This is a genomic window from Zavarzinia sp., assembly GCF_049306435.1.
In the GTDB taxonomy this organism is placed as follows: Bacteria; Pseudomonadota; Alphaproteobacteria; order Zavarziniales; family Zavarziniaceae; genus Zavarzinia.
Genome location: NZ_JBAQRT010000336.1, coordinates 26707 through 43758, shown reverse-complemented (window position 1 = coordinate 43758; position 17052 = coordinate 26707). Strand labels below are relative to the sequence as shown.

Below are 17052 nucleotides of genomic sequence, written 5' to 3'. Positions count from 1 at the left end.
CGGCGGGTCAGGCTCATGCCGCCGCGGGCCGCGCCCGGCCCAGCAGCCCGCGCTGCGGATCATAGGCCAGAGAGGCGAGCAGGAAGGCCGCGAGCCCGGTGCCGGCCACCACCACCAGCGCGACGCTATCCACCCTGCCATAGGCGGCGAAGCGGATCAGCTCGACGGCCTGGGTGAAGGGGTTGACGAGGCAGAGGTAATAGACCGGCGCCGCCGCCGCCTCGCCGATCTTCCACAGGGGATAGAGCGCGCTCGACAGGAAGAACATCGGGAAGATGACGAAATTCATCGCCCCGGCGAAATTCTCGAGCTGGCGAATGGTCGCCGACAGCAGCAACCCGACCGCCCCCAGCATCAGCGCCGCCAGGATCAGCGCCGGCAGCACCGTGAGATAGCCGAACCAGGGTAGCCGCACGTCGAGGAGCGCCGCCACCCCGAGGAAGACATAGACCTGCACGAGGGACAGCACGACCCCCGCCACCAGCTTGGCGAAGAGCAGCCACCAGCGCGGCAGGGGCGCGGTCAGCAACAGCCGCATCATGCCCATTTCCCGGTCGTAGACGAGAGAAAGCGAGGACTGCATGCCGTTGAACAGCAGCACCATGGCGGCAAGCCCCGGCAGGACATAGACCTGATAGGTGACATAGGTCCGGTAGGGCGGAATGATCGAGACGCCGAAGACATTCTGGAAGCCGGCGGCGAAGACCATCAGCCACAGCAGCGGCCGCACCAGCGCCGAGACGAGGCGGCTGCGCTGCAGGATGAACCGGCGCAGGTCGCGCCGGATGATCGCCAGACCCGCGTCCAGCCGATGACCGATGCCGCTCATGGCCGCCCTCCCTTGCCGGTCAGGGCGAGAAAGGCCTCGGTCAGGCTGGCCCGTCCCGAGGCGGCGACGACATCGGCGGGCGCGCCGGTGGCGACCACGCGCCCGTCGTCCAGGATCACCACCCGGTCGGCGTTGCCCACCTCCTCGACCAGATGGGTCGCCCAGAGCACGCCGCAACCCGTCAGGTGACGCAGCCGGTCGATTTCGGCGCGCAGCGCGATACGGCTGGCGGGATCGAGCGCGTCGCTCGGCTCGTCGAGGAGGAGAAGCGCGGGATCGCCGATCAGCGCTCGCGCCAGCTCGACCCGTCGGCGAAGCCCGCCCGAAAGTTCACGCGCCTTCGCCCGCGCCCGGTCGGCGAGGCCAAGACGGCTGAGCGCCTGCCGGATCGCGGATTTGCGCCGCAGCCGGGGCACGCCCCGCAGCGCGGCGTAATAGGCCAGATTGTCGAAGACCGAAAGGTCGAGATCGAGGGTCGTTTCCTGAAAGACGATGCCGAGGGCGGCCAGCGCCGCGACCGGCGCGGCCGCGACATCGAAGCCGGCCACGCGCACCTCGCCGCCATCGGCCGGGATCAGGCCTTCGATGATGCGGAACAGCGTCGTCTTGCCGGCGCCATTGGGGCCGAGCAGGGCGACGATCTCGCCCGGGCCGACGGTCAGGTCGACGCCGGCCAGGGCCTGACGGGTGCCGTAATGGCGGCTGACGCCGGTGGCGCTCAGCACACCGGCCCCGGCATTTCGGCGCGGCAGGGTGACGAGATCGCCCACGCCCATGCCCCGCCTATTTCAAGGTCGCGAGATAGGCGATGATGGCCGCCCGATCCTCGGCTTTCTTCAGGCCCATGAAGCTCATATGCGTCCCCGGCACCGCCTGTTTGGGATTGAGCAGATAAGGGTCGAGTTCCGCCTCGGTCCAGGCGCCGCCCTTGGCTTTCATCGCTTCGGAATACTTGAAGCCTTCGACCGAGGCAACGGGCCGGTCGACAATGCCGAACAGGCTGGGTCCCACCTTGTTTTCACCCGCCTTCACCGAATGACAGGACATGCATTTCTTGAAGACCTTTTCGCCGTCCGTCACATCCTGCGCCACGGCAAGGGTGGGCGCGACGAAAACGGCGGCAAAGGCGAGCGAGCGAATGGCAGGCACGGAAACATCCTCCCCCGGGGACTGTCGTTGGCGCCGACGCTAGGGAGGATCGCCCGCAGGGCCAATTGCACTTTCGATCAGTAGACTTGGCGGAGCCGCGCGCGCCATGATCACGACAAGACGCGGGCCGCGCAGACGCCCGCGACCGGGGAGAGCATGTCGACACACGCAACGGAAGACGGGGCAACGGAAGACGGGGCACCCCAGGGCGGACAGGCCATCCGCCGGGCGACGAGCGAGGCGATGGATGTCGATACCGCGGTCGCCGATATCGTCGCCGGCATCGGCCGGGCGCCGGTCGCGCTGCTGCTCCTGTTCTGTTCGCCCAGCCACCCGCTGGCCGGGGTCGCCGCCGGGATCGAGGACGAATTGCCGGGCATCGCCATCGCCGGCTGCACCACGGCCGGGGAAATCACGCCCTTCGGCTATCGCACCGGCACCGTGACCGCCGTCGCCTTTTCGGCGCCGCAGTTCATCGCCACCTCGCGCCTGATCGAACCCATGTCGGCCTTCAGCTTCGAGGAAGGACACAGTCTCGTCCGCTCCCTGCGCCAGATCCATGCCGAGGCCTGTTCGGGCCGCGGCGGCCAGACCTTCGCCCTTCTCGTCTCCGACGGCCTGTCGATGAGCGAGGAGCGGCTGGTGTCCGTCCTCGGCGATGCCCTCGACGAAATCCCCCTGGTCGGCGGCTCGGCCGGGGATGACCTGATGTTCCGCGAGACCCGGGTATTGCTTGGCGATGTCACGCGGAAGGACGCGGCGATCGTCACCCTGATCACCACCGACCTGCCGTTCCAGGTGTTCCAGACCCAGCATTTCGTCTCGTCCAGCGAGAAGCTGGTGGTCACCAGGGCCGATCCCACCCGCCGCCTGGTCGCCGAGATCAACGCCGAACCGGCGGCCGAGGAATATGCCCGCCTGATCGGCCTGAAGACCGGCGACCTGACGCCGCCCGTCTTCGCCGCCCGGCCGCTCGTCGTCCGGGCCGGCGGGCGGGACTATGTCCGTTCCATCCAGCGCGTCCATGGCGACGGTAGCCTGTCGTTCTTCTGCGCGATCGACGAGGGCATCGTGATGACCGTCGCCAATTCGATCGATCTCGTCGCCAATCTGATCGACACTTTCGACGGGCTGAAGCGCGCGGTCGGCGGCAGGATCGAGGCGGTGCTCGGCTTCGACTGCGTCTTTCGCTATCTCGAGATGGAACAGCGCCAGTTGCTCGGCACCGTGTCGCGGCTTTTCATCGAGAACCGGGTGATCGGCTTTTCGACCTATGGCGAGCAGTTCGGCATGATGCATGTGAATCAGACCTTCACCGGCATCGCCTTCGGCGGCGGAGGCGAATGATGAATGACGCCGCCAGGATCGCCGAACTCGAGAAGCGCGTCGCCAAGCTGACCGAGATCAACCGCGCCCTGATGGGCCGGGTGGAGCGCAGCCTCGATTTTCACGGCAATGCCTTCGCCCTGTTCGAATCGGCGATCTTCCTCGATCGCAAGGTGAACGACCGCACCCGCGAGCTGACCGAGGCCATGCGCTCGCTCGAGACGACGAACAACGAGCTGAACGCGGCGATCATCACCAGCCAGACCGCGCAGAACCGCCTGCACGACGCGATCAACTCGATGTCGGAAGGCTTCGCCCTGTTCGATCGCGATGACCGACTGATCCTGTTCAACCAGAAATTCCTCGATTACTGGCCGTCGATGCGCGAGCGGATCCGCGCCGGCATCACCTATCACGAAATCCTGACCCAGGCCTTCCGCCACGGCGACATCGCCATGGCCCAGGAACTCGCCGCCGACTGGATCAAGACCCGCCTCGGCGAGCGGGTGAACGTCCGCCGGGGCCAGCAGGCGCGCGGCATCCACGCGCTGCGCGACGGCCGCTGGGTGCAGATGAACGACCGCCTGTCGGCGGAAGGCGGCATCGCCTCGGTACTGACCGACATCACCGACCTGAAACGGGCCGAGCGTGAGATGCGCGAACAGGCGCTGGCCGAGCGGTCGCTGCATCTTCAGGCGACGATCGAGAGCATGTCGCTCGGCGTCGCCGTCTTCGATGCCTCGGGCATGCTGGTCCATGCCAACGAGAGGTTCTGGCGCCTGCTGGACCTGCCGCCGGTCTTCGCCATGCCGGGCGCGACCTTCGAGGAATTCAAGGCCTACAACCGGCGCCGGGGTTCCGCCGCGCTGATCCCCGAGGGCGGCGCCACCGACGAGCGGCACTGGGCCGGGCGCTGGTTCTCGATCAAACGCGACCGCATGCCCGACGGCGGCTTCGTCTGCTCCTTCGACGACGTGACCGTGCGGAAGGAGGCCGAGGTCGCCCTGATCGACAGCGAACGCCGCATCCGCCTCGTCACCGACGCCATGCCGGCCATGATCTGCTATGTCGACGCCGGGCTGATCTACCGCTTCACCAACCGGCCCTACCGCGAGGCTTTCGCATCCGGGCGCGACCCCGTCGGGCTGCATGTCGCGCAGATCCTGGCGCCGGCCGATTTCGGCGCGCGCAAGAGCCACATGGAAGGCGCCCTCGGCGGGCGTTTCACAACCTTCGAGCTGAACCTGCCGGGCCAGGGCCGCTTCGGCATCGCGACCTATGTCCCCCATATCGCCGACGACGGCAGCGTGATCGGCTTCTTCACCCTGATCCAGGACATCACCGAACGCCGCCGCGCCGCCAGTCTCCTGGCGGAGGCCAACGAGATGCTGGAGCGGCGCGTCGCGGAGCGGACGGCCAGCCTCGTCACCCTGAACGAGACCCTGCGCAGCGAGATCGCCGAGCGCGAGCGGGTGACGGTCGAATTGCAGCAGGCCAAGCTCGACGCCGAGCGGGCGAACCAGTCGAAGACCAAATTCCTGACCGACGCCAGCCACGACCTGTTGCAGCCGCTGAACGCCGCCCGTCTCTTCGTCTCGTCGCTGACCGATCAGGCCCTGCCGGCGCAGAGCGCCAATCTGACCCGCAAGCTGGACAATTCCCTGACCGCGGTCGAGGACCTGCTGGGCACGCTGCTCGACATCTCGAAATTCGATGCCGGCCGCGTGACCATCGAGGAACAGGTGGTGTCGCTCGATTCGCTTCTGTCCGGCCTCGTCGACGAGATGGCGCCGGTGGCGCGCAGCCGGGGCCTCGATCTGCGGCTGGTGCCGACCTCGCTCTTCGTGCGGACCGATCCCCGGCTGTTCCGCCGCATCCTGCAGAATCTCGTCTCCAACGCCATCCGCTACACGCCGCGCGGCCGCATCCTGCTGGGTGTTCGCCGGGGCCGCAACCAGGCGCGGGTGATCGTCCTTGATACCGGCGTCGGTATCCCGGCCGACCGCATGGAAGACATCTTCGAGGAGTTCAAGCGCCTCGACCAGCCGGAAGGCATGGTCAACGGCTTCGGCCTCGGCCTGTCGATCGTGCGGCGCATCGCGCGTCTGCTCGGCCATGGCATCAGGGTCCACTCCACCCTGGGCCATGGATCCGCCTTCTCGATCGATCTGCCGGTCGCGGCGGCCCGGCCGGCGCTTCGGCCCATTGTCGTCATGCCGGCGGTCGCGCCGGTCGCCCGCATCGGCACCCGCGTTCTCGTCATCGACAATGAACAGGCGATCCTCGACGGGATGCGCTCGCTGCTTGAAGGCTGGTCGTGCGAGGTTTCAGTGGCAAGAGGCCTGCGCGACGCGATGAATGCCATCGGCCAGCGCCCGCCCGACATCGTCCTCGCCGATTTCCACCTCGACCGGGGCGAAACCGGCATCGAGGCGATCGGCGCCTTGCGCCGCCGCCTCGGCGGCACCGTGCCCGCCGCCCTGCTGACCGCCGACCGCAGCGCCGAATTGCAGCAGAACATCTCGGCGATGGAGCGCTGCGCCCTCCTTTACAAGCCGGTGAAACCCGCCAAGCTGCGCGCCCTGATGACGGCCTTGCTGGACGGCTAGGCGTCCGCCTATGCCCCGACGTCCTGCACTTCCTTCATCCGGCGCAGGGCCAGCACCGCCTGGGTGCGGCTGGCGACGCCCAGCTTGTGCAGGACGGCCGAGACATGGGCCTTCACCGTCGTCTCGGAGACCGTGAGGATATGGCTGATTTCCTTGTTCAGCCGGCCCTCGCCCATCAGTTCCAGCACGCGCATCTGCTGCGGTGTCAGGGTGCCGATCTTGGCGAAGGGTTCGTCGGTGGTGCGGCCCTTGGGCACCGGCCGCGTCGGCGCCGCGAGATGGGCGGCGTCGGGCACGAAAATGCCGCCGGCCAGCACCTGCTCGACCGCCGCGCGGATCTTCTCCCGCCCCAGGGATTTCGGGATATAGCCGGCGGCACCGCAGGCCAGGCAGCGCGCCACCGTGTCCTCGTCGGCCAGGGCCGAGACGATGACGATGGGCAGGTCGGGCCGCACCTTGCGCAGGTTGACGAGGCCGGCGAGCCCGTCCATGCCCGGCATCCGCAAGTCGAGGAGCGCCAGGTCGAAATCATCGTCGTCCCGCACGAGATCGAGAACGCCGCCCAGACTGGCGGCCTCGACCACCAGGGCATCGCCGCGCACCGCGACGACGGCCCCCTGCAGTGCCTCGCGGAACAGCGGATGGTCGTCGGCGATCAGGACTTTCAGCATCAGGCATATCCCCCCGGGTATCGACATGAACGCCGGCTTCTTGCTGGCCGGCCTTTTCGTCATTTGAACGCTTGCCGCCCCGCTTGGCAACGGGACCAAAGGCAAGGACCGGGGTGGCGGCGCCACCCCGGTCCAAACGCGCGTGACTGTAAGATCAGGACTTCCTGGGCAGTTTGAAGACCCAGAGCATCCCCCCCTGGTTGAAGCTCTTCACATAGTCGGCGACATCGCCACCCCACAGCGGCACGGCGCCGCCCCAGCCCGAGACGACGGCGATATATTGTTCGCCATCCATGTCCCAGGTGATCGGGCTGGCGACGACGCCCGAGCCCGTGTTGAAGCTCCACAACTCCTTGCCGGTCTCGTCGTCGAAGGCCTTGATATAGCCCTCGGGGGTTCCGGTGAAGACGAGGCCGCCGCCGGTGGTCAGCACCCCGCCCCAGAGCGGCGCGCGGTTCTTGTATTCCCACTTGATCTTGCCGGTCGCCGGGTCCATCGCGCGCAGCACGCCGATGTGATCCTCGTAAAGCGGCTTGATGGTGAAGCCGGCGCCCAGATAGGCCGCGCCCTTGCGATAGGTGATCGGCTCGTTCCAGATATCCATGCCCCATTCGTTCGACGGAATGTAGAACAGGCCGGTGTTCTGGCTGTAGGCCATCGGCATCCAGTTCTTGCCGCCGAGGAAGGACGGCGCGGTGAACACCGACTTGCCCTTGCCATCCGCACCGCCGCCCTTGGAAGGATCGCCCGGACGGAAGTCGGGATTGTAGATCGGCCGGCCCTTGTCGTCATAACCGGAAGCCCAGTCGTGGCGGGTCACGAAGGGGCTGGCGCTGATGAATTTGCCCGTGGTGCGGTCGAGGACGAAGAAGAAGCCGTTGCGATCGGCGGTCGCCGCCGCGTCGATGGTCTTGCCGTCGGCGCCCTTCAGCGGGAAGGAGATCAGCTCGTTGACGCCGTCGAAATCCCAGCCGTCATGCGGGGTGGTCTGATAGGACCATTTGATCTCGCCGGTCTTGGGATCGATCGCGAGGCGGGACGACGAATAGAGATTGTCGCCTGGGCGCAGCCAGGAGTTCCAGGGCGACGGATTGCCGGTGCCATAGAACAGAAGGCCGGTCTTCGGATCATAGGTGCCGCCCAGCCAGGTGCCGCCGCCGCCGGTCTGCCACTGGTCGCCTTCCCAGGAGGCATTCTTGGTACCGGTCATGGTCGAGGGCTTGCCATCCACCGTGCCGACATTGCCTTCGATCACCGGACGGGTCCATTTGGATTCGCCCGTCTCGGCGTCGAGGGCATAGACCTTGCCGACGATGCCGAATTCGCCGCCGCCGATGCCGGTGATGACCATGCCGTTCACGATCAGCGGCGCATTGGTGATCGAATAGCCGGCCTTGTAATCCTCGATCGCCTTCGACCACACGACCTTGCCGGTCTCGCGGTTGAGGGCGACGACCTTGGCATCCAGCGTGCCGAAATAGACCTTGTCGCCATAGACGGCGGCGCCGCGATTGATCACGTCGCAGCACGGCATGATGCCGTCGGGCAGGCGGTGGTTATATTCCCAGAGCTCCTTGCCGGTCTTGGCGTCGATCGCCCACATGCGGCTGTAGGAGCCGGTGACATAGATCACGCCGTCGACCACCAGCGGCTGGCTTTCCTGGCCGCGCTGCTTCTCGCCGCCGAAGGAGAAGGCCCAGACCGGGACCACGCCCTTCACCGTTTCCTTGTCGATCAGTTTCAGCGGGCTGAAGCGCTGGCCCTGCGAGCCAAGGCCATAGGTCAGGACGTCGCCGGTCGATTCGACATCGCCCAGGATATCCTTGTCGGTTACAGGCTTGGCGTGGCCAAGGCCCGCGAAGCCCATGGCTGCGATCGCGAGCGTTGCCGCCGCGACCGACCGCCTGAATGTCGTTGCCATCCCAGTCTCCCTTGCGTCATGGCGCCCCTGCGGGGCATCTCCAGCTTCCGGCGGAGTCCTCCCCTCCGATCGAAAGCCTGCGAATACTGGGCTTTCGGCCAGAACGCGCCTATTGCCCAATAGTACGACACCAATATTGTTACTTGTCCGAAAGTACCGATCGTTCGAAAGTCGGATAGAGATGCGCGACCGTGCGGGCGAATTCGGCCCGGGCGACGGCGAGACCCGCGAATTCTTCGGGCAGTTTCATGTCGATGACTTCGGGCGCGTCCAACCCCCTGGCCGCCGCCGCGAAGAGAGCCTGGCGCAGCCAGGTCAGATAGGCCGCGGTCTGATCGAAGGCCTGGGGCGGCGGCGCCACCGGGCCATGGCCGGGCACGACGAGTTTCGCCGGCAAGGCGCGCAGGCGATCGAGCGCCGCCAGCCAATGGTCGATATCGGCCTGGGGCGTCGTCGGCGTCCGGTCGAGAAAGGCGATGTCGCCGGCGAAGAGAGTGCCGGTGGTCCGGTCGAAGACCGCGAGATCCGCCCTGGTGTGACCATCGAGGGCGAGCAGCTCGAGGTCATGATCGCCGACGACGAGCGGCCCTTTGGCCACGACGCCCGTTGGCGGAATCAGCGTGGTTCCCGCCATGGCATCGCCCACCAGCCGGTAAATGCCGTCGAGCAGGGCGGGCGGCGTTCCGGCGATCTCGGCCCTGGTGCCGTCGAGGGCGGATATGGCGACGTCGCCGAAGGCGCTATTGCCGAGATAATGATCCGGATGGGCATGGGTGATCAGCACGAGCCGGACGGGCCGGTCGGTGACCGTGCCGATCAGCTGGCGCAATTGCCGCCCGTAATCGAGGGACGGGCCGCTGTCGATGACGACGACGCCCGCCGAGGTCACGACGAAGCCCGTGTTGACGATATTGCCGCCATTGGCGCGGTTGAAATGCTCCATCCGGCCCGGCACCACATAGGTATCCGGGGCGATTTCCCGCGCCGTCAGCTGGTAATCGAAAGCCAGCGCCTGAAGCGGCGCCAGCATGAGGGCGATGCCTGCCGCCAGCGCCCTCATGACAGGGCGACCTTTCGCCGGAAGATATTGCCGTTGTTGTCGCGCGCGGTGACCGTGATGTCGCCGCCGATGCCGGCGGGAACCTCGAAGGTCAGCAAGGGATTTTCCGACACCGGCTCGAAGGTCGCCAGCTCGCCCAGCAAAATGCCGCCCGCGTCCTCGACCATCACCTTCTCGATGAAGAAGGCCGGAATGCCGGCGGCGAGGCCGGTATCCATCGGATGGCGGATGGACAGGCGGACGCGGCGGCGGCCGTCGCGGTCGAAGACGCGGGCCTCGGTCTCGCCGAGACGGGCGGTCCAGTCCGCTTCGCCATGGGCGAGGGCGGGCGTGGTGCAGCCGCCGCCCATGGCATCGACCCATTGCCCCGCGACATGCCAGATTCCCTTCAGGTCGAGGGCGGCGGCGCGCAGGGGCGTCGCCTGCTGGATCTTGAAGCGGGTGGCGATCAGCGGCGCCAACCGGCCGGGGGCGAAATCGAGGATCAGCGGAATGGGGTTGAGATCGGCGAAGACGAGGATGCGCTGAACCCGGCCAAGGCCCCCCGCGTCGACGAGAAAGGGCACCTGCAGCGCGTCTTCGGCCGCTGTTGGCGCGGCGACGGCGATCCTGTCGTCGAAGACGACGGGCCCCTTGCCGAGCAGCAGCGCCCGCATATCCTCCCAGGCGACCGATTGCAGCGGATCCATGGGCGCGGCGCCCCACGCCCGGCCAGCCGCCAACGCGGCGACGCCGGCCCCATGGCCAAGGAGGGCGCGGCGCGTGATCATCGCTGGGGCGCCAGCCAGGTGACGCCGGCCTCGGCGAATATCCGCGCCATCGTCCCGTCCCCGGCCATGGCGCCGAGGGCATCGCCCACCTCGTAGACGAAGGGCCGGCAAGTCTCGCGCACGGCGCAGCCGACGGTCCAGCGCGAGCGGAACATGCCGCCCATCAGGAAGGGTTTCACGCTGGCCTTTGGCGCATGATGGGGCGCGAAAGCCTCGATCTGCGCCGCCTGCAGGATGATCGCGTCGACCTCGCCCGCGCCGAGCGCCTTCACCGCGTCGAGCGGGCGGGCGAAATGCACCGCCGCGTTGCGCAGGCGCCCGCCATTGGCCGACGACAGCCAGAAATCCGGCATGGTGTCGATCTCGACCCCGATGCGCCGTCCCTCGTCGCTTTCCGGATCGAAGCCGCCGGGCAGGACCTCCGGGTTGCTGGCGATCGCGAAGCCTTCCTCGAAATAGGGGCCGAACAGGACGACGAGGTCATTGTTCAGCTGGATCTGGCGGTCGTAGGGCACATGGAACATCAGGTCGCCGACGCTGCGGTCGATGACATTGCCGCGCCAGATGCCGTTGCGCAGGTCGTCGTCGATCTTCTCGCCGGCGACCAGCGGATAAAAGTGGGGCTGGAGGCCGATCCGCTTCGCCACCTCGCGCGCCACGTCGATATCGATACCCCGCGGCCCCTCGGCCGTGGTGATCGAATAGGGCGCGAAATCCTCGTAATAGGGAATGCGCAGGATGCCGCGCTCGCGGATCGTGTCGTAGCGCAAGGGGCCGACGGGATCGTCGTCGGACCGGGCGCTCCGGCCCCCCAGCACGAGGCCGGCGCCGAGGGCGCCCGCCAGCTTCAGGACATCGCGGCGGCGCGGCATCTCAATCCTCGTGCACGCTTTCGATGTAGCTGCGGATGGCCCAGAGCGCTTCCTGGCTGAGCACGCCATCGAACACCGGCATGTAGACCTTGCCGTCGCGCACCGCGCCATGTTTCATCCGCTCGACGAACCAGGCATCGCCATCGGGGCCGAGATCGAGCAGGCGCAGGTCCGGCGCGATACCGCCCGACTTCGCCTCGAGGCCATGACAACGCGCGCAGTTCTGATTGTAACCCGAAGCGCCAATCTCGATCGCGCGCTTGTTGCCGGTATAGGGGTTGGTCTCCAGCCATTCCTTGCCGACAGGGTCAAGGCCGGCGGTATCGACAGGTTGCGGCGTCACATCGCCATGAGCGAAGGCGCCCGAGACGGCGCCGATGGCGATCCCCGCGGCGCCAAGGGCCGCCAGGACAAGAGTGCGCGATGGATGCCGGTACGCGGCCATGGTGGTCATTCCTCCCCAGGAGCTGTTGCAGGCAAGCTAGGAGGGGAAGGGACGAGGCACCATTGTACTTTGGATCGATCGTCATCCGCATCTCGTCCTAAAGTGCGATGGCGCCCCCGCCGGCCGCCGCTATCGTCGATCGCAGGAAAAAGGGGGAGGACAGAATGCCGGATCGCCGAATCCGGGCGGGGCACTTCGCCGTGGCCGCCCTGGCCGCGTTCATGATGCCGATGACCGCCGGGGCCGAGACCATCTATGTCACGAACGAGCGCGACAACACCATCAGCGTGATCGATGGCGCGACCCTGGCCGTGACCGGAACCATCAAGGTGGGCAAGCGTCCGCGCGGCATCCTCGCGGATTCGAAATTCACCCGACTTTACATCTGCGCCAGCGACGACGACACGGTGCAGGTCCTCGACCTCGCGACCGGAAAGATCATCGGCGAATTGCCCTCGGGCGACGATCCCGAGCAGTTCGCCCTGCACCCGGACGACCGCCATCTCTATATCTCGAACGAAGACGACAATATCGCGACCGTCGTCGATGTCGAGACGAGGTCCGTGGTCGCCCAGATCGAGGTCGGCGTCGAGCCGGAGGGCATGGCAGTCAGTCCCGACGGCGCCTGGGCGGTGAACACATCCGAGACCACCAACATGGTGCATTGGATCGACACGGCGCAGCAGAAGCTGGTCGACAACACGCTGGTCGGCCAGCGCCCGCGTCACGCCGAATTCAGCGCCGATGGCAAGACCCTGTGGGTCTCGTCCGAGATCGGCGGCACGGTGACGGTGATCGACGTCGGCACCCGCAAGGTGATCAAGACCATCGATTTCGCCGTCAAGGGCGTGCCGGCGGACCAGATCCAGCCCGTCGGCGTCAAGCTGACCAAGGACGGCAGCCTCGCCTTCGCCGCCCTCGGCCCCGCCAACCGGGTCGCCGTCATCGATGCCCGGACCTTCGCGGTGAAGGACTATCTGCTCGTCGGCCGCAGGGTCTGGCACCTCGCCTTCAATGGCGACGAAAGCCGGCTCTATACCACCAACGGCGTCAGCAACGATGTCTCGGTGATCGATGTCGGCGCGCTCGAGGTCGTGAAGTCCATTCCCGTGGGGCGTGCCCCATGGGGGGCCGTGGTCGTGCCCTGACCCCGGTCAGGCCGCGGTGATGCTCCCATTCCGCACGGCATCATCGCAGCCCCCCGCCTGACCCCTCGTCGCAAGCCGAGGGGTCTCTTTTTTGGCAGACGCCCACCTCACCCCCTCAGCGGGTGTTCATCCGGCGATAGGCCCGCACCACCGCCTCGCCGGCCGAAGCGCCGCGGGCGAGATCGAACAATTCGGCATGGGCGGGCGAGCGGTCGCAGGCGGGATCGATGGCGCCGGCATCACCGGTCAGGGCCAGGGCCTGGCAGCGGCAGCCGCCCCAGTCGATCTCGCGCCGGTCGCAGGCGCGGCAGGTCGCCGGCATCCAGTCGGTGCCGCGAAAGGCGGCGAAGGCGGGATCGCCGGCCCAGATCTCGGCCAGGCTGTGCTGGCGGAGATTGGCGAAGACGAGGTTGGGAATGGTCTCGGCCGCGTGACAGGGCAGGACATGGCCCGAGGGCGAGACATTGATGAAGCGACGGCCCCAGCCGCCCATGCAGGCCTTGGGACGCCGGGCGTAATAGTCGGGGATCACGTAATCGATCACCAGCCGGCCGCCCAGCCGCGCCCGCTCCGCTTCGACAAGGGCGGTCGCGGCATCGAGCTGGTCGAGGGTCGGCATCAGGAAATCGCGGTTCTTCAACGCCCAGCCGTAATATTGGACATGGGCGACCTCGATCCGCTGCGCCGCGACGCTTTCCGCGAAGGCGATCATCTCGCCCAGCCGGTCGAGATTCTGGCGGTGGACGACGGCATTGATGGTCAGCGCGAGGCCCGCCTCGCCGACCAGCAGCGCCGCCGCGCGCTTCTTGGCGAGACCGTCCGGATAGGCGCTGATGCGCAAGGCCCCGGCGGGATCGGTGTCCTGGACCGAGATCTGCACATGATCGAGCCCGGCCGCCACCAGCGCATCGCATTTCGCGCGGTCGAGCATCACGCCCGAGGTGATGAGATTGGTATAGAGCCCGGCCGCCCTCGCGTGGGCGACGAGACGCGGCAGGTCGCCCCGCGCCATCGGCTCCCCGCCCGAGAAATGGATCTGCAGGATGCCGAGGGCCGCCGCCTCGTCGATGAGGCGCAGCCATTCGTCCGTCGCCAGTTCGTCCGCCGCCTTCACCAGCTCGACCGGGTTCGAGCAATAGGGGCATTGCAGCGGGCAGCGATGGGTGATCTCGGCCAGCAGCGCCAGCGGCGGCTCGACCCCCGCCCCCGCCGATGGCATGACAGGGGTCACGGGCGCCACGCGCCGGGCGCGATCAGGCCCGGCTCGACATAGGCGAAATGCAGGGCATCGAGCTGGGCCCAGAGCACGTCGCACTTGAAGGTCAGGGCGTTCAGCACCGCCTGCTGCTGGTCCGGGCGGCGGGCTTCGCGCTTCACGTAATCTAGGGCGAAATTGGCGTCGCGCGGCGCCTGGGTCAGGCGCTTGTCGAAATAGGCCAGGGTCTCCTTCGAGACGAAGTCGTAATGCGACAGCATGCCGGCGACCCGCGTGGTGATGATGCCGGGGGCGAACATCTCGGTCAGGGACGAGGCGATGGCGTCGAGCAGCGGCTTTTCCGCGACGAAATGGACATAGGCTTCGACGGCGAATTTGGTCGCCGGCAGGATGCCCCGGCCGGACATGACGTAATCCCGGTCGAAACCGAAGGAATCCGTCAGCTTCAGCCAGCGCTCGATGCCGCCGTCGCCTTCCCGCTCGCCGTCATGATCGACGATGCGCTGGCGCCAGGCGCGGCGCAGCGCCGGGTCTTCCAGCCGGGCCAGCAGGGCGGCGTCCTTCAGCGGGATCCGGCTCTGGTAATAGTAACGATTGAGGGCCCAGGCGGCGACCTGATCGCGGCTCAGATGGCCGCTGTGCAGCAGGCCGTGGAACGGATGCTTGTCGTGATAGCGCGCGGCGCCGATCGCCCGCAGCGCCGCTTCCAGCTCGTCCGGTGTCATGATCGCGTTCATGGGTGAAGTTCCTCCCCGTCGACGGGAATGTGCCAGCCTTCCGCCTCGGCCGCGGCACGCTCCGGCGTGTCGGCGGCAAGGACCGGGTTGGTCGTATTGATATGGATGAAGACGCGGCGACCGATGTCGAGGCCGGCGAGGCGGGCCATCGCCCCGCCCGGCCCCGACATGCTGACATGGCCCATGCGCTGGCCGGTCTTGGCCGAAACGCCGAGGGTCACCATCTCGTCGTCGCGCCACAGCGTGCCGTCGAACAACAGGAGGTCGCAACCATCGATCCGGGCGCACAGATCCTGGTCGATCGCGGCGCAGCCCGGAACGAACAGCACGCGGCGCCCGCCGCCCGTGATCTCGAGGCCGACGGTGGTGCCCCTTCGCCCGGCCAGCGAGCCCTGCCCCTCGAGATAGAGCGGAACCTTGCCCGGCACATCGAAGGCCGTGATGGCGAGACCGGGCAGCACCTCGAAGCCGGCGTCGAGCTCGAAGGCATGGCGCGGCACCCGGTCCCTGGGCAGGGCGCCGAAGATCGGGTTGGCGTCGATCGTCGCCAGCGTCTCGGCCGAGCCGTGCAGGGTGAAGGCATGGCCTTCGCGCAAGGTCAGCAGACCGGTGATGAAATCGATCTCGCCCCCGGTCAGCACCACGTCGGTGATCGGCGAATGACGAAGCCCCTGCGCCGGCCACAACGCGGGATTGGCCAGGATCTGGCTGCGCAGGTCCGGGGAAGCGTTGATCAGGACCCAGGATTTCCCGTCCAGCGTGACGGCGATGGAGGTCTGGGTACGGGCCGGCGCGGCGGGGTCACCCGACCAGGCGCGCAGCGAATTCGGCGTGCGGCAGTTCCACTGGGGAAAGCCACCGCCGGCCGCGGTTCCAAGAAGCAGGATGCGCATGGCGCCTCACGGCCGGCGATGGTCAGGAAGCTCAGCGCTCGGCGCAGGCGTAGCAGTTGATTTCCATGCCGACGCGGACTTCGGAAATCTTGGGCTTGGTCCACTTCTTCATTCGTTCTACTCCCTCGTTTGCGGGTTCTGTCGCCTCACGACGCCAAACTCTAGCCGTGATGCCGACCCTTTTGGATTGTCCTTTAGGACGAGCACCGGGCGCGCGGCCCGATGCCGTCAGCCATACACCATTCAGATCGCGCTTTCAGCCCATTCCTCGCCGGTCGCGGGCAGGGTCAGGCCTTCCGATTCGTCGTCGGAAAAGACCCGGCTGCGGGTCAGGAAACGCACGCCTTCCGGCGCCTCGAGCGAGAAGCCCGAGCCGCGCCCGGGCACGACATCGATGATCAGCTGGGTATGGGACCAATATTCGAACTGGGCGGCGCCGATGAAGAAGGGTGTCCCGGCGATGGTGCCGAGATAGACATCCTGCGCGCCCACCCGGAATTCCTTGCGCGGGTAGCACATGGGGGCGGAGCCGTCGCAGCAACCGCCCGACTGGTGAAACATCAGGGGCCCGTGCAGGGCCTTCAATTTTTCGATGACCGCCTCGGCGGCCCCGGTCACTTCGACACGAGAGACCATTGTTGTTCCTTTCCTGGACATGTCCTCCTGGCCCCACATTAGGGAGAGGCCAGGAGGCTCGCCGATCAAGGATTATTTTCGCGGTCTCGTCGCGAGGCCCCGGCCTTGGCCGGGACAGCGCCGTTACAGGGCGACCTCGAAGGGTGCCTGCGTCTTGGAGGTGATTTCGTCGAGGGTGACGCCCTCGGCGAGTTCGATCAGGGTGAGGCCGGTGCCGCCCTGCTTGTCGATCTTGAAGACGCCGAGGTCGGTGACGACCATATCGACGACCCTGGTGCCGGTCAGCGGCAGGTCGCAGGCCTTCAGCAGCTTCGGGCTGTTGCCGGCGACATGTTCCATGACGACGACGACCTTCTTCACCCCGGCGACGAGGTCCATGGCGCCGCCCATGCCCTTCACCATCTTGCCCGGGATCATCCAGTTGGCGAGATCGCCGTTCTCGGCCACCTGCATGGCGCCGAGGATCGACAGATCGATATGGCCGCCGCGGATCATCGCGAAACTGTCGGCCGAGGAAAAGAAGGACGAATCCGGCAGCTCGGTGATGGTCTGCTTGCCGGCGTTGATCAGGTCCGGGTCTTCCTCGCCCTCGAAGGGGAAGGGCCCCATGCCGAGCATGCCGTTCTCGGACTGCAGGGTGACATGCACGCCTTCGGGAATGTAATTGGCGACCAGCGTCGGAATGCCGATGCCGAGGTTCACGTAGAAACCGTCCTGCAGCTCCTTGGCGGCGCGGGCGGCCATCTGTTCACGGGTCCAGGCCATGGCGG

Annotated in this window: 17 protein-coding genes and 1 pseudogene; 3 read left to right on the top strand and 15 right to left on the bottom strand. The window is 67.1% G+C overall.

Annotated features, from left to right (window positions below; genetic code table 11):
- Positions 1 to 13: 13 nt before the first annotated feature.
- The 3 genes and pseudogenes from WAZ62_RS19690 to WAZ62_RS19680 form a co-directional block, all read right to left on the bottom strand.
- The gene (locus WAZ62_RS19690) at positions 14 to 829 is read right to left on the bottom strand and encodes an ABC transporter permease (protein ID WP_422645234.1); all 816 of its coding nucleotides are present in this window, start codon (positions 827 to 829) and stop codon (positions 14 to 16) included.
- Between the two features lie 230 nt (positions 830 to 1059).
- Positions 1060 to 1605: pseudogene (locus WAZ62_RS19685) on the bottom strand (ABC transporter ATP-binding protein); the annotation flags it as partial.
- A gap of 7 nt (positions 1606 to 1612) precedes the next feature.
- Positions 1613 to 1978 (bottom strand): c-type cytochrome, encoded by a 366-nt coding sequence (locus WAZ62_RS19680; RefSeq protein ID WP_422645233.1) that lies wholly within the window; start codon positions 1976 to 1978, stop codon positions 1613 to 1615.
- Positions 1979 to 2134: 156 nt separating this feature from the next.
- On the opposite strand from WAZ62_RS19680, the gene nosP reads away from it, so the two are divergent.
- Positions 2135 to 3325, top strand: coding sequence for a nitric oxide-sensing protein NosP (gene nosP, locus WAZ62_RS19675; RefSeq protein ID WP_422645232.1), 1191 nt, complete (start codon positions 2135 to 2137; stop codon positions 3323 to 3325).
- Positions 3322 to 5913, top strand: a complete 2592-nt coding sequence (locus WAZ62_RS19670; protein ID WP_422645231.1) for a NahK/ErcS family hybrid sensor histidine kinase/response regulator — start codon at positions 3322 to 3324, stop codon at positions 5911 to 5913. Before nosP ends, WAZ62_RS19670 begins: the two co-directional genes overlap by 4 nt.
- Positions 5914 to 5921: 8 nt before the next feature.
- Here WAZ62_RS19670 and WAZ62_RS19665 read toward each other — a convergent pair whose 3' ends face one another.
- From WAZ62_RS19665 to pedF, 6 genes are all read right to left on the bottom strand, one after another.
- On the bottom strand, positions 5922 to 6584 hold the full coding sequence (locus tag WAZ62_RS19665; RefSeq protein WP_422645230.1) for a response regulator: 663 nt from the start codon (positions 6582 to 6584) through the stop codon (positions 5922 to 5924).
- A gap of 154 nt (positions 6585 to 6738) precedes the next feature.
- Positions 6739 to 8505 carry a PQQ-dependent methanol/ethanol family dehydrogenase gene (locus WAZ62_RS19660; protein WP_422645229.1) on the bottom strand — a complete coding sequence of 589 codons (1767 nt, stop codon included), beginning with the start codon at positions 8503 to 8505 and terminating at the stop codon, positions 6739 to 6741.
- 139 nt (positions 8506 to 8644) lie between these two features.
- Positions 8645 to 9565, bottom strand: a complete 921-nt coding sequence (locus WAZ62_RS19655; RefSeq protein ID WP_422645228.1) for a quinoprotein relay system zinc metallohydrolase 1 — start codon at positions 9563 to 9565, stop codon at positions 8645 to 8647.
- Positions 9562 to 10335: a quinoprotein dehydrogenase-associated SoxYZ-like carrier gene (locus WAZ62_RS19650; RefSeq protein WP_422645227.1), complete on the bottom strand. Its 774-nt coding sequence runs from the start codon at positions 10333 to 10335 to the stop codon at positions 9562 to 9564. The genes WAZ62_RS19655 and WAZ62_RS19650 overlap by 4 nt, the downstream gene beginning before the upstream one ends.
- Complete coding sequence (locus WAZ62_RS19645; RefSeq protein WP_422645226.1) at positions 10332 to 11207, bottom strand: substrate-binding periplasmic protein; 876 nt, start codon at positions 11205 to 11207, stop codon at positions 10332 to 10334. Before WAZ62_RS19645 ends, WAZ62_RS19650 begins: the two co-directional genes overlap by 4 nt.
- 1 nt (position 11208) lies before the next feature.
- Positions 11209 to 11652 (bottom strand): cytochrome c-550 PedF, encoded by a 444-nt coding sequence (gene pedF / locus WAZ62_RS19640; RefSeq protein ID WP_422645225.1) that lies wholly within the window; start codon positions 11650 to 11652, stop codon positions 11209 to 11211.
- A 164-nt stretch (positions 11653 to 11816) separates the two neighbouring features.
- Here pedF and WAZ62_RS19635 point away from each other — a divergent pair, with 164 nt between their 5' ends.
- The gene (locus WAZ62_RS19635; RefSeq protein ID WP_422645224.1) at positions 11817 to 12800 is read left to right on the top strand and encodes a YVTN family beta-propeller repeat protein; all 984 of its coding nucleotides are present in this window, start codon (positions 11817 to 11819) and stop codon (positions 12798 to 12800) included.
- Positions 12801 to 12915: 115 nt separating this feature from the next.
- On the opposite strand, the gene pqqE is transcribed toward WAZ62_RS19635, so the two are convergent.
- From pqqE to WAZ62_RS19605, 6 genes are all read right to left on the bottom strand, one after another.
- Positions 12916 to 14031, bottom strand: coding sequence for a pyrroloquinoline quinone biosynthesis protein PqqE (gene pqqE / locus WAZ62_RS19630; protein ID WP_422645223.1), 1116 nt, complete (start codon positions 14029 to 14031; stop codon positions 12916 to 12918).
- Positions 14028 to 14753: a pyrroloquinoline-quinone synthase PqqC gene (gene pqqC / locus WAZ62_RS19625; protein WP_422645222.1), complete on the bottom strand. Its 726-nt coding sequence runs from the start codon at positions 14751 to 14753 to the stop codon at positions 14028 to 14030. The genes pqqE and pqqC overlap by 4 nt, the downstream gene beginning before the upstream one ends.
- A complete protein-coding gene (gene pqqB, locus WAZ62_RS19620) occupies positions 14750 to 15646 on the bottom strand; it encodes a pyrroloquinoline quinone biosynthesis protein PqqB (protein ID WP_422645221.1) in 897 nt (298 codons plus the stop codon). The genes pqqC and pqqB overlap by 4 nt, the downstream gene beginning before the upstream one ends.
- Positions 15647 to 15677: 31 nt before the next feature.
- Positions 15678 to 15758: a pyrroloquinoline quinone precursor peptide PqqA gene (gene pqqA, locus WAZ62_RS19615; protein WP_422645236.1), complete on the bottom strand. Its 81-nt coding sequence runs from the start codon at positions 15756 to 15758 to the stop codon at positions 15678 to 15680.
- A 131-nt stretch (positions 15759 to 15889) separates the two neighbouring features.
- Entirely contained in the window at positions 15890 to 16282 is a 393-nt protein-coding gene (locus WAZ62_RS19610) for a DUF779 domain-containing protein (RefSeq protein ID WP_422645220.1), read from the bottom strand.
- Positions 16283 to 16405: 123 nt separating this feature from the next.
- Entirely contained in the window at positions 16406 to 17047 is a 642-nt protein-coding gene (locus tag WAZ62_RS19605; protein ID WP_422645219.1) for a 3-oxoacid CoA-transferase subunit B, read from the bottom strand.
- Between the last annotated feature and the right edge of the window lie 5 nt (positions 17048 to 17052).

Coding starts and splice junctions, on each gene's coding strand:
- pqqB (WP_422645221.1), bottom strand. CDS start 15,646: ATGCGCATCCTGCTTCTTGGAACCGCGGCCGGCGGTGGCTTTCCCCAG.
- nosP (WP_422645232.1), top strand. CDS start 2,135: ATGTCGACACACGCAACGGAAGACGGGGCAACGGAAGACGGGGCACCC.
- WAZ62_RS19635 (WP_422645224.1), top strand. CDS start 11,817: ATGCCGGATCGCCGAATCCGGGCGGGGCACTTCGCCGTGGCCGCCCTG.
- WAZ62_RS19665 (WP_422645230.1), bottom strand. CDS start 6,584: ATGCTGAAAGTCCTGATCGCCGACGACCATCCGCTGTTCCGCGAGGCA.
- pedF (WP_422645225.1), bottom strand. CDS start 11,652: ATGGCCGCGTACCGGCATCCATCGCGCACTCTTGTCCTGGCGGCCCTT.
- pqqA (WP_422645236.1), bottom strand. CDS start 15,758: ATGAAGAAGTGGACCAAGCCCAAGATTTCCGAAGTCCGCGTCGGCATG.
- WAZ62_RS19610 (WP_422645220.1), bottom strand. CDS start 16,282: ATGGTCTCTCGTGTCGAAGTGACCGGGGCCGCCGAGGCGGTCATCGAA.
- WAZ62_RS19670 (WP_422645231.1), top strand. CDS start 3,322: ATGATGAATGACGCCGCCAGGATCGCCGAACTCGAGAAGCGCGTCGCC.
- WAZ62_RS19605 (WP_422645219.1), bottom strand. CDS start 17,047: ATGGCCTGGACCCGTGAACAGATGGCCGCCCGCGCCGCCAAGGAGCTG.
- WAZ62_RS19660 (WP_422645229.1), bottom strand. CDS start 8,505: ATGGCAACGACATTCAGGCGGTCGGTCGCGGCGGCAACGCTCGCGATC.
- pqqC (WP_422645222.1), bottom strand. CDS start 14,753: ATGAACGCGATCATGACACCGGACGAGCTGGAAGCGGCGCTGCGGGCG.
- WAZ62_RS19645 (WP_422645226.1), bottom strand. CDS start 11,207: ATGCCGCGCCGCCGCGATGTCCTGAAGCTGGCGGGCGCCCTCGGCGCC.
- WAZ62_RS19655 (WP_422645228.1), bottom strand. CDS start 9,565: ATGAGGGCGCTGGCGGCAGGCATCGCCCTCATGCTGGCGCCGCTTCAG.
- WAZ62_RS19690 (WP_422645234.1), bottom strand. CDS start 829: ATGAGCGGCATCGGTCATCGGCTGGACGCGGGTCTGGCGATCATCCGG.
- WAZ62_RS19650 (WP_422645227.1), bottom strand. CDS start 10,335: ATGATCACGCGCCGCGCCCTCCTTGGCCATGGGGCCGGCGTCGCCGCG.